Genomic DNA, 17672 nt, shown 5'->3' on the forward strand with positions numbered 1-17672 from the left:
TAACATTCTATGTCGAAAAGACGACATAAATTGGTGGCTTTTGCGCGGTTTCGTGATCGTGAATGGGTTTCACTTTCGCCGATATTGTGGCATTGAACAAAATATCTGATAACTCCCCCATCTTGTCTAGCGAATGACATTTTTCTTTTTTCTTCAGGTATAAATATGCAACATCATGAATTACATGCTCTTCAGGGGCCAAAATTTAATGAGGTGCTTGCCCGTGAAGACTGGCAAAACCAGACCATTACCCATCTGAACCGTTTATCGGCTCACCCGAGCTTCGCCAGCTGGCGTGATGTGAACGCCGCCAGGGAAAACGCGCCTTCCGCACAACGGCGCCTGCTGGATGGCCAGTGGCAATTCTTCTATGCCCGCAGCCCGTTTGACGTCGAGGCCCGCTGGCTGGAGGGCGACCTGCCCGGCAGCCGCACCACCCCGGTGCCCTCGAACTGGCAAATGGAGGGCTATGACGCCCCCATTTACACCAATGTGCGTTACCCCATCGAGACCACCCCGCCGCGCGTGCCGGAAGAGAACCCGACCGGCTGCTACTCACTGATGTTCAGCGTGGAGGAGAACTGGCGGGCTGACGGACAGACGCAGATTATCTTTGACGGGGTGAATTCAGCGTTTCATCTGTGGTGCAACGGTGAATGGGTCGGCTACTCGCAGGACAGCCGCCTGCCCGCGGCCTTTGACCTCAGCCCCTATTTACGCGCAGGCGATAACCGGCTCTGCGTGATGGTCATGCGCTGGAGCGCGGGCACCTGGCTTGAAGATCAGGACATGTGGCGGATGAGCGGGATCTTCCGTTCCGTCTGGCTGCTGAACAAACCCACGCTACACCTGGGCGATGTGCAACTCACCCCGCAGCTGGATGCTCTGTACCGTGATGCCGAACTTGAGGTGAAGGTCACCGTCGCGGCCCCGGCGCAGTTGCTGGAAACACTGTCGGTCAAGGTCGAACTGTGGGATGACATGCACTGTGTTGCCAGCCATCAACAGCCGCCAGGCTCGCCAGTGATTGACGAGCGCGGTAACTACACCGAGCGCGCCGTCATCCGTATGCCGGTCGAACGCCCGGCACTGTGGAGTGCAGAAATGCCGAACTGCTACCGGGCGGTGGTGTCGCTGTGGCGCGACGATGAACTTCTCGAAGCCGAAGCCTGGGACATCGGTTTCCGCCGGGTGGAAATCGACAACGGTCTGCTGAAACTCAACGGTAAGCCGCTGTTGATCCGCGGCGTTAACCGCCACGAACATCATCATCAGCGGGGGCAGGTTGTCACCGAAGAGGACATGGTGCAGGACATCCTGCTGATGAAGCAGAACAACTTCAACGCCACGCGCTGCTCTCACTACCCCAACGCGCCGCGCTGGTATGAGTTGTGCAACCGCTATGGGCTGTATGTGGTTGACGAAGCCAATATCGAAACCCACGGCATGGTGCCGATGAACCGTCTTTCTGACGACCCGGCCTGGCTGCCCGCCTGGAGCGCACGCGTGACAAGAATGGTGCAAACCAACCGCAACCACCCTTCGATCATCATCTGGTCTCTGGGCAATGAATCCGGTGGCGGCGGCAACCATGAAGCCATGTACCACTGGCTCAAGCGTAACGATCCCTCACGCCCGGTGCAGTACGAAGGCGGCGGCGCGAACAGCACGACGACCGACATTCTCTGCCCGATGTATGCCCGCGTGGACAGCGATCTGCCGATCCCGGCGGTGCCGAAATGGGGGATCAAAAAGTGGATCAGTATGCCGGGCGAAGATCGCCCACTGATCCTCTGCGAATACGCTCACGCCATGGGTAACAGCCTCGGCAACTTTGCCGATTACTGGCAGGCATTTCGTGAGTACCCGCGCCTGCAGGGCGGTTTCATCTGGGACTGGGCCGACCAGGCCATCACCAAAACCTTTGAAGATGGCAGCACGGGCTGGGCCTACGGCGGCGATTTTGGCGACAAACCCAACGATCGTCAGTTCTGCATGAACGGTCTGGTGTTCCCCGACCGCCGCCCGCACCCGTCGCTCATTGAAGCCAAACATGCGCAGCAATTTTTCCAGTTTGCCCTGCTGTCGCAAAACCCGCTGCGGGTCAGCGTCACCAGCGAATATCTCTTCCGCCCGACCGATAACGAAGCGCTGCACTGGCAGGTTCAGGCCGCAGGCGAAACCCTTGCCCAAGGCAGTGTGACGCTGGAGATTTCACCGGAAGGCCAGTGCGAACTGACACTCAGTGATGCGTTGATGCTACCTGCTGGCGCCGAAAAAGTGTGGTTAACGCTTGCGGTGGTGCAACCCCAGGCCACCGCCTGGTCTGACGCCGGGCACCGTGTCGCCTGGCAGCAGTTCCCGCTTGCGGCCCCGCTGGTGCTGCGAGCTTTGCAAGCCGGTGGCGACGCCCCTGAGCTTGAGGGCAGCGAGAGCGCCTGGACGGTGCGCCATGGCGCGCAACAATGGACTATCGACAGGCAAAGCGGTCTGTTAAGCCACTGGCAGGTGGACGGCGTGGAACGCCTGCTCACGCCGCTGCGCGACCAGTTTGTGCGCGCCCCGCTGGATAACGACATTGGCGTCAGCGAAGTGGAACGCATCGATCCCAACGCCTGGGTCGAGCGCTGGAAAAGCGCGGGGTTGTACAACCTTAGCGCGCGCTGCGTGCAGTGCGACGCGCAACGACTGGCCCATGAGGTGGTGATTGACAGCCGCTGGCACTACCTGAACGGTGACGAGGTGGTGATCGCCAGCCACTGGCGGATGACCTTTGATGCCGAAGGCAAGCTACATCTGGCGGTCGATGGCGAACGCGCAGGGACGCTGCCGCCGCTGCCGCGTGTCGGGCTGCATTTCCAGGTGTCGGATCAAAACACCCCCGTCTCATGGCTCGGTTTGGGTCCGCACGAAAACTACCCGGATCGCCGCACCAGCGCCTGCTTCTCCCGCTGGACGCTGCCGCTCGATGAGATGACCACGCCGTACATTTTTCCCACCGAAAATGGCCTGCGTTGCCACACCGCCGCGCTGGACTGGGGGCGCTGGCACGTAACGGGAGATTTTCACTTTTCGGTGCAGCCTTACAGCACCGCGCAGTTAATGGAGACCGACCACTGGCACCGGATGCAGCCAGAAAATGGCGTCTGGATAACCCTCGATGGCCTGCATATGGGCATCGGCGGGGATGACTCCTGGACGCCCAGCGTATTGCAGCAATGGTTGCTGCTTGAGACACAATGGCAATATCAGTTAACGCTCCACTTCCAATAATAATCGGGGGGCGTTAAGCCCCCTGGCTTACAGGCATAACAGGATGGAACAGTCACCCATGAAACTCTCTGAACTTGCACCAAGAGAACGGCATAACTTTATCTACTTTATGCTGTTCTTTTTCTTCTACTACTTCATTATGTCGGCCTATTTTCCCTTTTTCCCGGTCTGGCTGGCGGAAGTTAACCATTTAACCAAAACAGAAACGGGGATTGTGTTCTCCTCTATTTCGCTGTTTGCGATTGTCTTCCAGCCGGTGTTTGGCCTGATCTCCGACAAGCTCGGGTTACGTAAACACCTGCTGTGGACCATCACGGTTCTGCTCATTCTGTTTGCGCCCTTCTTTATATTCGTGCTGTCGCCGTTGTTGCAGATGAATATTTTCGCCGGTGCGCTGGCGGGCGGGATCTATTTAGGCGTGGTCTTCTCCAGCGGCTCCGGGGCGGTAGAGGCCTACATTGAGCGCGTCAGCCGCGCCAATCGGTTTGAATACGGCAAAGTGCGCGTTTCCGGCTGCGTCGGCTGGGCATTGTGCGCCTCCATCACCGGTATTCTGTTTGGTATCGACCCCAATATTACCTTCTGGATCGCCTCCGGCTTTGCGCTAGTGCTCGGCGTGCTGTTGTGGATGTCGAAGCCGGAAGGCAGCAACAGCGAACGGGTGATTGATGCGCTGGGGGCCAATCGTCAGGCGTTTTCGATGCGCACCGCCGCCGAGTTGTTGCGGATGCCACGTTTCTGGGGCTTCATTGTGTATGTCGTGGGGGTCGCCAGCGTGTATGACGTCTTCGACCAGCAGTTTGCCAACTTCTTTAAAGGTTTCTTCTCCAGTCCGCAACGTGGCACCGAAGTGTTTGGTTTCGTCACCACCGGCGGGGAGTTACTCAACGCCACCATCATGTTCTTTGCCCCTGCGATTGTGAACCGCATTGGCGCCAAGAACGCCCTGCTCGCGGCGGGTGTGATCATGTCAGCGCGTATTTTAGGTTCCTCTTTTGCGTCCTCTGCGGTCGAAGTGGTTATCTTAAAAATGCTGCATATGTTTGAGCTGCCGTTCCTGTTGGTGGGCACCTTTAAATACATTTCCTCTGCGTTTAACCCGAGACTGTCGGCCACGCTGTTCCTGATCGGTTTTAACTTATCAAAACAGCTTTCAGGAGTGGTGCTGTCGGCGTGGGTGGGTCGGATGTACGACACCGTCGGTTTCCATCAGGCGTATCTCGTCCTGGGGTGCATTACGCTGAGCTTTACGGTTATCTCTCTCTTCACCCTGAAAGGCGGCAAAACGCTGCTGCCGGAGCCGGGGTATAACAGCGCGGCATAAGTGTGCGCGCCCGCCGCGTTCTGCGGGCGCGCGTTCAGCCGCAGGGCAATCTACCTGGAACGGAAGATGGCGGCGAGTTTTTTGACCGCCTCTTCCATCTCCTGTTCGGTATAGGCCGCGAACCCCATCAAAAAGCCTGTCGAGGTGGGGTCGTGCGCATATAACCCGGTAAGTCCCAGCATATCCACACCCGCACGGCGAGCGGCTACCGCCACCTCGCCCTCCAGTATCCCCTCTTTCAAATGACACGGCATCTGCATCCCCCCCGCTGGCGTGGTAAAGGTAACAAAATCGGAGAGAAAGGTTTCAATCAGGCTGGCGAGTTTGTCGCGACGGGCAACGTAAACTCCGCGCATCATCCGCACATAGGCGCCAAAATGCCCCCCTTCGAGAAATTTAGCCAGCGTCAGTTGCGTGATTGAGGCGGTGTGACCGTCCATTAAGGTTCTTGCCATCGTCAGAGGCTCAACAAGTTCCTCAGGCACGATCATATAGGCGATGCGCAACCCTGGAAAAAGTGATTTGGTGAAGGTCCCGATATAGATTGTCCGATCAGAAGTATCCAGCCCCTGTACGCAGGCCATCGGCTTCCCTTCATAGTGAAACTCGCTGTCGTAGTCGTCTTCTATAATCCAGGCCTGCTGACGGTTTGCCCAGTCGATAACCGCAAGCCGCCGGTCGAGGGACAGCGTGACGCCGGTGGGATACTGGTGTGAAGGCGTAAGGTAGATAGCTTTTGCAGTATGGGTGAGTGAATTCAGGTGATCAATACAGACACCCTTATCATCAAGCGGCACCGCAATGCAGTTCAGCCCGGCGGCCGTAAAGGCTTTACGCGCCCCCTGATAGGTCGGGTCTTCAATGACAATGCTCTCGTTATTGTCCATGAGGACGTGAGAACAAAGCGCGAGCGCCTGCTGGGAGCTGGTCAGAATAAGGATACGTTCCGGCGTTGCGTGGGCCCCACGCTCCAGATTGACATACTCCGCAATGGCCCGCCGCAACCGCGTTACCCCTTGTGGCGGGCTTTGCTCCAGTGCCTGATAGCGATATTCCTTCAGGATTTGCCGTTGAAGACGCTCCCAGGTGGGTATTGGAAACAAACGGGTTTCCGGGATACCGGGTGCCAGTGGACGCGGTAATGCAAATTCACGGACCCCACCACTGTCATAAATCACCTGCCCCCGCGCGCTGAGTTTGGGCTCGCGCCCCTTCGCGGCTGACTGACGCTGCCGCGTATGTGATTTCAGAAACCGGGTGCTGGCTGAAACAAAGCTGCCCTTGCCCGTTTGCCGCTCAATGAAGCCTTCCGCGTGCAGCCGGCTGTACGCGGCTTCAATGGTATCTCTGGAGACGTTAAGTGAGGTTGCCAGCGCCCGTGAGGCGGGCAGCGCTTTACCGTGCGTTAACACCCCTTCGAGAATGAGTGCCCGAATTGCCCGCTGGATGCGTTCATGAAGAGGCAGTGCCCCGTTTGCCGGATCAACGATCCCGGCCTTTACGGTTTCGAGTTGTGCATGTTTAAACATCAGATTCTCCATCCCTGCGCCTGTGACCACGGAGTCTATACCAGCCAGGGTGAATAGCAGAAACACATTGGTCTGCTCATAGTGAAAAAATTGGTGGGGCTCAACGTGCCAATTCATGCTTATACTTCTTCCCGTACCTGGCAGGGACTATTCGAGAGCAGATGAGCATTGTGCTGCGTGGCGACTTTTCTGAGCTTTCTGGATTCGGGATTAAAATTGTTTTTAATGCGCACGCGTTAAAAACATCACCCAACCCATGCATCGCTGTTTTATTTTCGCTTGAAAGAACGTCCTCATCCAATACATAAATTACTGGACATAAATAAGGGGTTATTATGAGCAATATGATTATTACCATTGAATCTGCCACTGAAGCAGATTATGAAAACTGGTTGCCAATGTGGAAAAACTATCAAATCTTTTATAACGTTGATATTGCTGAGGCCGTCACCCAACGCACCTGGCAACGATTTGCCAGCCCCATTGAACCGGTATTCTGTGCGGTAGCCAGATATAATGGTGAACTGGTAGGCTTTGCACATTACCTTTTTCACCGTTCAACCTGGGCCGAGAATGACTATTGTTATCTTGAAGATTTATACGTCTGCGAGAATATCCGGGGAAAACAGGTTGGAAAACAGTTAGTAGAATATGTGCAAAAAGAGGCCAGAAAACGGCATGCCAGCCATCTTTACTGGCATACGCATGAAGCAAACTATCGTGGTCAACGGCTATATGACTGGATTGCTAAAAAAAGCGGCATGATTGAATACCGTATGCAGGTAAGATAACGCATTACATGTCATTCATCCCTCTTTAAAAAGAAGCCGTAGCATTCTTTCTTAAAGGATGCCTCCGTTGTATATTCTGTTTTCACTGGTCTGGCGCAGCGTGCAATCTAACGTCATCATTTCTGCGCCAGTCTATTTATCACCGATATTCCAGCACACCAAAACAGGGGCATTATTGGCATATTATTTTTATATTAACTGGCGCATAAATTATACAACCAACCGGATAAAACCAAGTATTTCAGTTATATAAACATCCATTTTCCATATAGAGAATGCGATCAGCGGATGCCAGCGTTTCTTGGCGATGTGCAATAAGTAATACAGGAATACCTGTTTGCCGAAGTGTCTGACTGATTAGGATTTCATTTTCCACATCCAGATGGCTTGTAGCTTCATCAAGAAGCATAAATCCCGGCCTTTTATACAATGCCCGAGCCAGCAAAATTCGCTGTTTCTGCCCACCCGACAGCCCACCACCGGATTCGCCTAATAACGTCTGGTATCCCATGGACATCGCCATAATTTCGTTATCAATCATTGCTGACTGGGCACACTTAACCATCCAGTCATAGTCGCGAAATTCATTGAAGAAAATAATATTATCTGCAATCGACCCCCTGAAAATTTGGTCATCCTGCAATACCGTTCCAATCCGCTGACGAACCTGAAAATAATCAGGGTGAGTATGTGGAATACCAAAGGTATTTATTACACCTTCGTCAGGGACATGAATTCCTAGAATAAGCTTAACAAGCGTAGATTTACCGCAACCGGATTTACCGGTAATTGCGACCACTTCGCCCACGTTGAGTGATAAAGAAAGTTGTTTTATTACGGGTGCGCCCTCGCCTTTGTGGCAAAAGGTGATTTGATTAAGCGTTAAGGGGATGTTCGGTTGCTGCCTGGTTGTATGCACCGCATCCGGCATGTCAGATATCGCCACACTATCAGGTGTCGATTCTTTTTTTCTTTCACCTTCGGCTGGATTTAGCACAATATCGGCGAGCCGCTCATTATAAACGTCCAGCATGCGCCAGGAGAAAAATTTATCGGTAAGGCTACTTATGCTTGATGAAAACCTGCCTTGATAAGAGAGATAGGCGACCAGCATCCCGATCGTGAAGGTACCGTCCAATACCTCACCCGCCCCCTTCCAAAGCACTATCGCGGTCACGATGCTCGAAGTGAGAGTATGTGCAATGTCATAACACATAAGCAGCCTGCTCTGGTGCAGTTCGGTGTTTCTGCGAGCGACATTAAGATTGAGCCATGCCGCTTCACGATGCGCGATAACACCATTGATACGCAAACTAAGGATGCCGTTAAGTGTTTCAAGAAAATGACCGGACTCACGTGCGCTGGCGTCCCAGGCATCTTCTGCCGCCTGTCTTAAAGCGGGATACCACAAAGCTCTGAGCAGACCATAGATAAATGCCGCGATTATCGCAATGAGGGTGAGTGCTGAGCTGTATAAAAGCATCATACAAAGCGAGGTTACAACGAGCAGAACATCCAGGATCCCCTCAAGAACCTGTGATGTCAGAGCCTCCTGAATGGTACCTACCGCACTAAAACGTGCATTGATACTTCCTTTGCTTCTGGCATCAAACCACGTCAAAGGGAGTCTGACCAAATGGTGAAATACCCGCGCTGTCCACTGCATATTAAAGTTAACTGACAGGGTGATACTGGCCCACTGACGTGCCAGCGAGAGCAACATCTGGGTTAACGTCAGCAGCAGCAATCCTATGATGATAATGGTTAAAAGATTCTGATCAGAGGCGACAAGCACTTCATCAATGACCAACTGATTAAGTAATGGGCTTCCCAACGCGATGACTTCGAGGGCGAGTGCAAACGTAATAATCCGTAACATTGCAAAAAAAAGCCCAGGTGTTTTACCCGTGAGTTGTCGCAGATGAATTTTCTTTTTTTCACTATGAGCAACAAAATGGCTGGCTGGGTTCAGCTCCAGAGCAATGCCGGTGAAATGCTTGCCTGCGTCCTTAAGTGAAAGAACATGCCTGCCCCTGTCAGGATCGTGGATCACCAATTTATCGCCGCGCACACGTTCCAGAACGACGAAATGGTTCATATTCCAGTGAAGGATACAGGGCAGGCTAAGCGATTTAAGCTCCTCGGGTTCAAGTCGAACGGCTCGAGATGACAAACGTAAACCTGAGGCGCAATCGATGAGCCGCTGAAGCGTCATCCCTTGCGTACTAATATTGAAGCGTTCACGTAGGGTCGATAAGTCTGTCTGCAAACCATGCCAACCGGCAATCATAACCAGGCAGGCCAGCCCGCACTCTGCAGACTCAGTCTGGCGTATAACAGGAAGTTTTTTTCTTCCAGTCCAGTTCAGGCTGTCCATTAAAGTTTTCCTTTTAGACTCCAGAGAGGTTCTGTCAGCCATTCCCATAGCTGCCTTTTATCGAGATTGATATCGCCCTCAAGGGCCATGCCGGAACGGAGCGGTTCCTTTCGTCCATAGGCGAGGATAAAAGCGTGTTCAGGAACTACGATGACCCGATAATGGCCTTCATTTTCTTTCCATGTGACAGGAGAAACAGAGAGTAAATCTGTAGGGGTCAATGTTGTCCGACTGATTTCACGAATAGTCCCGTATTGCACACCAAATTTCTGATAGGGGAATGCGGCAAACCGTAAAGCAACACGCTGCCCCAATTGTATAAAACCTGCATTCTGACTGGTCGCATACAACTCTATCTGAAGTGTTGCGTTATCTGGCACGACGGTCATAACTGGTTCGAGCGATTTCACTGCCTGTCCGGGTCGAACGAGTATGGCGGCTACTGTGCCATTAACAGGCGATGTAAGCGTGAAATGCTCCTGCCCGGAAAGCTCTACTTGTTGTTGTTTCAGCGTCTGAAGTTGCCTGTCGAGTTCAGCCTTTCGACTGTCACCTTGCACGGTCAGATGATTAAGTTCATCCCCTGCTCTATCAAGCTCGGTGTGAAGTTGAAGGAGGACTTGCCTCTGGCTCTCAACGTTCTCTTTGGCTGCTGACATGTCAATCTGCTTTTGCTGATATTCGACATCAGCCACGTAATGATTTGCCACCAGTTTTTGATAACGGTTCATCATTGACACCGCTAAATCAGCCTGATATTCAGCCTGACGTAAACGCTGCTCAGCGCTCTGAATTTGAGGTTGAAGAGAGAGAATGCGTTGTCTCGCAGCGACTTGTTGTTGCTGATTATCATTCTTTTCCAACTGTTGTTGTGTCAGGAGCATTGCGTATTGAGTTTGCAGGGAGAGATTGACAGCGGCCAACGTGCCTGCCCCCTGGCCGTTATAATGCTCTCCGCTAATATAATAAAGCGGACTACCCGCAGTGACATGCTGACCTTCAGACACGGTCAGGCTAGTGACATTTCCTGAGTACTGAGGCGTTATTTTTATCAAGCCTGTTGAGGGCATAACGATTCCAGACAAATGTGCTTTTCTGGTATAGGTTCCAAAATACAAAAAAACGGCCAATAAGATGAGCAGTACCACAGTGGCTGATGCACTTAAAGCCATAGCAAAGGACGCAGGTATAATAATATCACCATGGATAACGTCACCCTGATTATCTAATGCTTCTTTTCTGAATAAACTCATTTGATGTTCACAAAATGACACCATGAAATAATTAAATCGTCATAAATGACAAGTTTACCCAGCATCGTGATGTCGATGAAAAATTAAATTTGAGATGCCGATTCAGTTATTAGAGATTATTGCATTACTCTTGTCTTAACCCGCCATCCTGACGCACGATCTTACTTTCGCCTAAGCCTTAAATGATGAATAAGTCATAGTAAAACACTCATTGGCTACTCTTTTTATGATCGTCTTTTTTTGATATAAAAGGACACCAACTTCTCGACAATGTCAGTGGCAGCATAGATTGTCAGAATAATTATCATGAAATCTGAAAATGACCTAACCCCATCTGAGAGCGAAGGAGACATGATGGATGAATATCCAAGCAGTATAAATCCAGCTGTCGTACCTAAAACACCTGATACCGTTTTTGCGGTAACCATTATGTCTCCTTACATTTATTTATAAAGGCAACTTATCGATTACAGGTACCGGAAGCACCATTGCCAGAACATTTACTTGATCCTGCTTTATTACCGTTATCATTTCCGTTATGCCCACCGGCAAGGCATTGACCAGTAAAAGCACCCCCGACCACTCCACGTGCCATTCCTACGACTCCACCCTTAATAGCGCCGCCGATCATGCCACCAAAAACATTGTTAGCGCATCTGACCGTGCTTGGGTCGCTGTAAATATGGTCAGGTGCATTTCTTGCGAGATGGCTCCATGAACGGCTGTCGTCACGATCAGATCCGTTTCTATTACCCCCACTCACGAGCGCTATTTCATCCAAGCTTAACTCTCTGATTTGTTTCATAAAATCCTTCTTAGTCAGTTTTAGCAAAAAGTGCTCAGCAACTATTACACACACTGAATGTGAGGAAAAGGTGAAGATTTCTTTTTTTATGTATTTATATGTAACAAAATATATCTTCAATCTGAGCTCTTTAACCACATCCTGCCGGTGAGTAACCTTCAATCTATGAGGCTGAGTGCATACTCATCAAAAATATTGCAATGGTGTTCATCATTGAATGAAGGAGCACGGGATAGAACAACCCATTGGTTTTAAATCGCGTATAACCTATCAATAAGGAAGAGGCAAAGAGAACGAAATAGCTGATATAATCGTTATATTGTGTATGCATAAAGCAAAAAAATATTGATGATAGGACAACAGGTATTAGCATGCTTTTTGTAAAAACTAATCGTATGAGTTCTATCACACATCCTCTGTAATAAATCTCCTCATATATCGGCACAATAAAAATAAGTGTAAAGATTGATACCCACGTTAAACGTTCCTGTTCCCCTCCATTATCCTGTACGTTTGATAGTGCAAACGCACTTATTTGCAAAAGCAGTATAACAACCACTGCCCCGGCAAAAAAAAGCATTATGCCTGTTTGCTGATGAAAACAAAAATTGATACCTGGTCTTTTTTTCAGGAAAAATTGATACGCACAAATTGCGGTGATAAATTCCCCCATAAGCATGATGAATACAGAAATATCCAAACCTATAGCATCGATAGTAAACAGGGGGACAGCAGTCCACCCCACTGACATAAAGATAATCATAAGTAATATAGAGACAACTTCAAAAACACTGCGTTCGGCGCCTTTATTATCTGACACCATTTTTTTAGCATCGCTTTCCATAAGCGGCCTTATTTTTGCTTAATTGATATCAGCCATTATTTTATATACTGGCGGGTGTAGTTTTAACATTATGAAAATGGAGGGGTATAAACAGAAATATTGTCAATAGCCCACATTGACATACACCACTCGCGCATTGAACGGTTTTAGGGTCGCTGTAGATATGCGTGGGAGCGTTCCTTCCGAGTGAATTTCTGGCCCCCGTACCTGGCCGGCAAAGGCTGTCATGGTCTCCTGAGTTACCGCCACCACTCACCAGCATAATTTCGTCTTTGCTTAACTCTCTGATAATACCCATAAAATCCCTCTTTTGATTGCTTTAGCAAAAAGTGCTACAAAACTATTACACATAGAAAATGTGGGTAAAAGTTAAAGGTTTCTTTTTTTATGTATACATTTGTAAATGCGAATCTTTTCGAAGCGGGTAGCCCTATCTCCTTATGGCAAAAGCATTTGCCCTGACTTTAAGGCTACTGCCGAAGTGGCAATATTGCTGAGAGCGTTGCGGAGAGGAACGCGCTGTTTCTTACCATCGCCCTAAATTTACCTTAGGTAAAACGTTGATGGAATTCTGTCACTGAAAGGCCCTCGCATTATTTCCATCTCTGATCGCCTCCTGTATACTCCCCTATTAACGAAATCAGAGACCTTTTTCGGTTAAATTAATTTACGGGCAACCAGAAAAAATGAATAGCACGGTTCTTTTTCTAAAAAACATTCACTTGCTGGCACAAAAAATGAGCTGGATCCAAAATGATTCAGTCATTGATGAATTGAAAGATTTATTTATTCAAAACAGTAGTCTTTTAAATGATGATGAAAATACCGCATCATTTATCAATGAATTGATTTATTGCGCTGAAAAAAACGTGACGCCTGATGATGTGGATAATCTAATTTCACACCTGAATTCTTTTTTCATACATTATTTTTCAACCCTTTCATGCCATGTTATCTTCGTAGGGCAGGACTGGCACCAATATATACTTAATTCCGTGTTCCTGCCATGTAAGATAGAAAAAGTAACGTCGTTTGAAATCAAACTGGAAACAGGCTCTGAAACCATCCAGTTAAATCTGGAAGATGATAACCTTATCCCCATCGTCGTTACCGACCATATAGGTTTCAACTTCCTTAAAAACAACAACATACAATTACCGGATGTCTTAACCGCACTGCAATTCCCAGAAAAAAACAGAAATCGGTTTAGTATAGATGCTGGCTTCATACCGCTTCTCAATTCTCGTTATGAAAAACTGCTTAACGATCCAGAAGTTAAAACGTTAATACTGGGCTCATCTTACGGCTATCAGGGGTTCCCTGATAAACTATTAGATAAAGCCGTTAACCTCTCACTTTTTTCTGGTGATTTTACGTTATCTTACAGCCTGATAAAAAAGGCAGTTGAAACCACAAAGATAAAAAATTTCATTATCTGCATCGGCCTGTATGATGCTTTCTTCGAGTTATCAATGGGGGGATCACCAACCTTTCCCATTGCTCGCTATTTTTGCAAAAGTCAGCACATTGAATATAACTATAGAAAAAAAGAGGCCGGATCGAATAATACCGATACCAGACCATATATCACCGGCCCTCTTGATCTGCTGATTCAGCATATTTATAAGCAACAACATCATCCTCAGTTTGATCATGACGAAGAATTATCATGGCTGCACGACTTACTTCTTGATACGCCAAATTTAAGCAAGTCTGTCGATTTCATTAACGACAGAAGTTATTGCACTCACTTTTCCTATTCATCAACCGAAATTCATAACCGGGTTGTAGAGCTTTCTAAAAATTACCAAAGGAAGCACAGTTTCGAAAACAACAAAGACGTTATTTCGTCTCTGCTGTCCCTCATTGAAGCAACGAACTCAACACTTACTTTTATCGTTATGCCGTTTACTGAATTTTACAGACAGCATTACGACCAAAACCTTAAGAATGAGACGCTTGCCTTTATCAAAAGCGTAACGAATTCTACCAATATCTTCATGACCGATCTGTCTGCTCACCAATCTTTCACCCCTGAAGATTATTATGATGCCGACCATCTGAATTTTTATGGTGCCACTAAACTCTGCAAGATTGTCAGGGAACTGGGGCTGGAAATTTAAAAAGGCGGGCCACATCAAACATCGGTTTATTTGTGGCCAAAGCACAATGATGCAGCGTTAAGGCATTTAGCCTGACCTCCTCCGTCAGGCTTTTCAGGCATCGCTCAATACGCGCTACGGCTGTTGCTGCAGCTGTTTTTTTAGATTTTCGCGAGAGGTGGTGATGATACTCCAGGCGTCTTTCGGTGCATCATGTTCAACGATGTACCACTGGACACCGCTTTTACGCGCTGCGGTCAGAACAGACTTCCAGTCAAGCAGCCCCTCGCCCAGCGGGGCAAAATTCATCTCATCATCGCGGACGCCAATGCCAGCGTTGTCCTTGGCATGGATAGCGTAAACTCGCCCTGAATAGCGTGAAATGACCTGCGCAGGATCCTGCCCGCCGCGCGCAACCCAGGCCGCATCCAACTCCAGCATCAGGTTTTCACGCTGGGTGTTCTTCATAATGATATCGAGCGCCGTATCAGCACCGTATTTCTTCATCTCGAAGTTGTGGTTGTGATACGCAAGGGTCATCCCGTCCTTACGCAGTTTCGCTCCCATCGTATCGAGTCGTTTTGCATACCCGGCCCAGCCTGATGCAGAGTCAGGACGGTCAGCCGGCTCAATCCACGGAACCACAATATGTGTATTACCCACGGCTTTATTGAAGCTAACCGTGTTTGCATACTCCGTTTCAAGGGCAGAAAGCTGTACGTGCGCGGCAACCACATTCAGGTGGTTCTTACTGAGAAGGCGCTTCATGCTCTTCACGTCCAGTCCGTGTGTGCCCACCAGCTCAACGTTCCTGAATCCCGCCTCTCCTGCCATCGCAAACTGCTTATCTGCCTCACCCACATTTCTCAGGGTGTACATTTGCAGTGCGATGGGGTCCTCGCTGGTTTTGGCATGGGCCGAGGCCCCCAGACCGGCAATCATTAACAGCCCGGCAAGCAACGCGCGTTTCATCATCATTCTCTCCTTTTTAAAAAGTAATCGATTACAAAATACAGACAGGATGACTTTGGTAACAATACGGCGGCGTTAAAAATGTGATGGCGCGCACGTTGCAGACTTTCATGACGCCGAGCGTCGCGCCAGCCAGGCGCCCCAGAACAAGCTGGCGAAGTAGCGTACCGGGTCCGCAAAACCTGCTTCTGCGAGCAGCGCGATCACGGCCTCCTCAGAATGGGGTGGCTCCGCTCCCTGAAGAATGCTGTTCATTTTGGACTGGCGGACGTCCGGCTCCGCACCGTTCAACCGCCATCGATTTGCCCATGCCGCCAGCAGTATGGGTTCGGACGCATAAGAACGGTAATTTCCCGCCAGGGCCAGCGGACTACCCGGCTTAAGACGCATTGCAATCTGCCTCAATATGTCTTGCTTTGCCTTATCGCCAGCCAGATGATGCAGTACACCTATCATGATTGCAGCATCGAAATGTGGTGCCGCATCCAGGTCAGACACCGCACCGAGTACGGTTTCTACCCGATTTGCCAACCCCGCCTGGGTGAGGTTGGCACGAGCAAGATCCAACATCGGCGCAGAGGGATCAACGGCCACAAATGACCACGCAGGTTCCAGTGTTGCCGCAGCAATGATCTCTCCAGCTGTACCGCCCGCTCCCACCACCAGAACACGCGCAGGCTTTCCTTCTCCTGTCGCGGCTGCCAGCATGCAGGCGGAAAGCTCGTGGCAGGCATCATAACCGGCCAGTGCGATGCGGCTTTGTTGGGCATATTCACCCGCGCGCGCGGCATCAAATTTTGCAGCAGAACCTTGTGTCATAGCGTCTCCAGTCAGTGGTTTTGATTATGGGTATGTACAGGTATATCAGGTAGGATATAAGATTCATGATTAAAAATTTTGACTAAAACATGACTGAAAGTCTGAATAATTCAGAAAGATATGATCGCTTAACCGCCTTCCTTCAGGCTTTTCCTCTGCGAGCGGAAAATTGTGACTCGGCTGACTCAGCCAATCTTTTAATCGTCGACGTCCGCCGCGCGGGCGGACCGACGCATTTGCTTTATCGAGCCAGGACCTCGGCCGGGTTGCCCGTCGGGGCCACCGTGTGTGCCGCCGCGAGAATAGATTTTGGCGGCAGCGCGAATCCACTGGTCGGCGCACTGCCTGACGAATTGTGCTTTTCTCTGGCTGAGACGCCGCAATTATCAAGCCTTGCTGAACTCATCGTGGATGAACTTGACGTGACCCGTTGCGGCGGGGCGACCGTTCGAAGCCGCCTGTGTGAGATTATCGTGGTGCTGGCTATTCGTCGGGCAATCGCAACGGGCACGGTGGATGCGGGGCTGTTAGCGGGGCTCGCCCACCCTAAACTACACCGGAGTCTGGTAGCGATGCACGATGACCCGGCGCGAAAGTGGCAGGTTCCTGACTTATCCTCCATCGCGGGGCTTTCACGTGCTCAATTTATTGAGGTCTTCAAAAAAACCGTCGGGCAATCGCCAGGGGCCTATCTGACCCACTGGCGTTTAGCGCTGGGGGCGGCCCGGCTGCGGGCGGGACACAGCGTCAAAGCTGTCGCCGCCCAGGTTGGCTTTGGTAGCGCCGCCGCTTTCTCACGCGCATTTTTGCGCAGGTTCGGCTACTCGCCTGGCGGGATCAAACCGCAGGGCGCGCGAAACATATCAGGCAGGGCGGCGTAACCCGCGAAGTAGCAGGTTCAGCGCGCGGATGCCCTGCTCCAGCCGCTTATCACCCTCTTCACCTTCGGCAATCCAGAACGCGGCCTCGGCCAGGCTGCCGTAGATAATCGACGCCAGCCCCTCCGGGTCGACGTCATCGACGACGCCCTGTTGAATGAGGTTGCCGATGAGCTGCTGCATTGAATTCACGCAGTGGCGTTGTGCGTCCGGTGAAGCGCCACCAAGTACCGCACGGGCATCGCGCAATACAATGCGCTGAAATTCGTGCTCCAGCGCCATCTCCAGATACGCCCGGCAGCGGTGGCAAAACCCCTCCCACGGATCTTCTGCGCTATCAGAAATGGCCTGCAGGCGTTCGTCCATTTCATCGTCGATCTGCGCGACCACGGCCGCAAGCAGCCCTTTTTTATCACCGAAGTGATGGTAAAGCGCCCCACGGGTCAACCCTGCCTGCGCCGTCAAATCATCCATCGACGTTTCAGCGTAACCCACCTCGCTAAACACTTTTCGGGCGGTGGCTAACAAAGTTGCTCGCGTCTCTTCCATCTCAGCGCGGGTACGGCGAACCATAGATCTCTCCTTACATACGGCGTGAATGATTATTTACATACAGAGCGTATGAATATAAGATTCTTTTCATACGCGCTGTATGTATTGTCGCTTCGCCACCCGTCTGTGGCAAGCCCATGTTAGTGGAGAAAA

General features: G+C 50.5%; 14 protein-coding genes. 6 read left to right on the forward strand and 8 right to left on the reverse strand.

From position 1 onward, the window contains the following. The first annotated feature begins 165 nt into the window (after positions 1 to 165). On the forward strand, positions 166 to 3273 hold the full coding sequence (locus ACUY4Q_RS12505) for a beta-galactosidase (RefSeq protein ID WP_458043091.1): 3108 nt from the start codon (positions 166 to 168) through the stop codon (positions 3271 to 3273). Between the two features lie 58 nt (positions 3274 to 3331). After that, entirely contained in the window at positions 3332 to 4597 is a 1266-nt protein-coding gene (locus ACUY4Q_RS12510) for an MFS transporter (protein WP_458043092.1), read from the forward strand. A 50-nt stretch (positions 4598 to 4647) separates the two neighbouring features. On the opposite strand, the gene pdxR is transcribed toward ACUY4Q_RS12510, so the two are convergent. After that, entirely contained in the window at positions 4648 to 6126 is a 1479-nt protein-coding gene (gene pdxR, locus ACUY4Q_RS12515) for a MocR-like pyridoxine biosynthesis transcription factor PdxR (RefSeq protein ID WP_458043093.1), read from the reverse strand. 335 nt (positions 6127 to 6461) lie between these two features. Between pdxR and ACUY4Q_RS12520 the strand changes: the two genes are divergently transcribed. Next, a complete protein-coding gene (locus ACUY4Q_RS12520) occupies positions 6462 to 6917 on the forward strand; it encodes a GNAT family N-acetyltransferase (RefSeq protein WP_458043094.1) in 456 nt (151 codons plus the stop codon). A gap of 241 nt (positions 6918 to 7158) precedes the next feature. Here the strand turns inward: ACUY4Q_RS12520 and ACUY4Q_RS12525 are convergent, their stop codons facing one another. Both ACUY4Q_RS12525 and ACUY4Q_RS12530 read right to left on the reverse strand, forming a co-directional pair. After that, a complete protein-coding gene (locus ACUY4Q_RS12525; protein ID WP_458043095.1) occupies positions 7159 to 9294 on the reverse strand; it encodes a peptidase domain-containing ABC transporter in 2136 nt (711 codons plus the stop codon). Continuing rightward, the gene (locus tag ACUY4Q_RS12530; RefSeq protein ID WP_458043096.1) at positions 9294 to 10547 is read right to left on the reverse strand and encodes an HlyD family secretion protein; all 1254 of its coding nucleotides are present in this window, start codon (positions 10545 to 10547) and stop codon (positions 9294 to 9296) included. The genes ACUY4Q_RS12525 and ACUY4Q_RS12530 overlap by 1 nt, the downstream gene beginning before the upstream one ends. Before the next feature lie 306 nt (positions 10548 to 10853). Here ACUY4Q_RS12530 and ACUY4Q_RS12535 point away from each other — a divergent pair, with 306 nt between their 5' ends. Beyond that, positions 10854 to 11000: a hypothetical protein gene (locus ACUY4Q_RS12535; RefSeq protein ID WP_458043097.1), complete on the forward strand. Its 147-nt coding sequence runs from the start codon at positions 10854 to 10856 to the stop codon at positions 10998 to 11000. Between the two features lie 7 nt (positions 11001 to 11007). Here ACUY4Q_RS12535 and ACUY4Q_RS12540 read toward each other — a convergent pair whose 3' ends face one another. Next, positions 11008 to 11490, reverse strand: coding sequence for a Blp family class II bacteriocin (locus ACUY4Q_RS12540; RefSeq protein WP_458043098.1), 483 nt, complete (start codon positions 11488 to 11490; stop codon positions 11008 to 11010). 25 nt (positions 11491 to 11515) lie between these two features. Further along, positions 11516 to 12196, reverse strand: coding sequence for a CPBP family intramembrane glutamic endopeptidase (locus ACUY4Q_RS12545; RefSeq protein ID WP_458043099.1), 681 nt, complete (start codon positions 12194 to 12196; stop codon positions 11516 to 11518). Between the two features lie 686 nt (positions 12197 to 12882). On the opposite strand from ACUY4Q_RS12545, the gene ACUY4Q_RS12550 reads away from it, so the two are divergent. Continuing rightward, the gene (locus ACUY4Q_RS12550) at positions 12883 to 14319 is read left to right on the forward strand and encodes a hypothetical protein (protein ID WP_458043100.1); all 1437 of its coding nucleotides are present in this window, start codon (positions 12883 to 12885) and stop codon (positions 14317 to 14319) included. A 114-nt stretch (positions 14320 to 14433) separates the two neighbouring features. Here the strand turns inward: ACUY4Q_RS12550 and ACUY4Q_RS12555 are convergent, their stop codons facing one another. Next, positions 14434 to 15273 (reverse strand): sugar phosphate isomerase/epimerase family protein, encoded by an 840-nt coding sequence (locus ACUY4Q_RS12555; RefSeq protein ID WP_458047332.1) that lies wholly within the window; start codon positions 15271 to 15273, stop codon positions 14434 to 14436. 105 nt (positions 15274 to 15378) lie between these two features. After that, positions 15379 to 16089 carry a class I SAM-dependent methyltransferase gene (locus ACUY4Q_RS12560; RefSeq protein ID WP_458043101.1) on the reverse strand — a complete coding sequence of 237 codons (711 nt, stop codon included), beginning with the start codon at positions 16087 to 16089 and terminating at the stop codon, positions 15379 to 15381. A gap of 236 nt (positions 16090 to 16325) precedes the next feature. On the opposite strand from ACUY4Q_RS12560, the gene ACUY4Q_RS12565 reads away from it, so the two are divergent. Further along, positions 16326 to 16970: a helix-turn-helix domain-containing protein gene (locus tag ACUY4Q_RS12565; protein ID WP_458043102.1), complete on the forward strand. Its 645-nt coding sequence runs from the start codon at positions 16326 to 16328 to the stop codon at positions 16968 to 16970. Here ACUY4Q_RS12565 and ACUY4Q_RS12570 read toward each other — a convergent pair. After that, on the reverse strand, positions 16953 to 17540 hold the full coding sequence (locus tag ACUY4Q_RS12570) for a TetR/AcrR family transcriptional regulator (protein ID WP_458043103.1): 588 nt from the start codon (positions 17538 to 17540) through the stop codon (positions 16953 to 16955). The two genes, ACUY4Q_RS12565 and ACUY4Q_RS12570, sit on opposite strands and share 18 nt — an antisense overlap. Positions 17541 to 17672 lie beyond the last annotated feature (132 nt).

Source organism: Phytobacter cepae, from assembly GCF_054165735.1.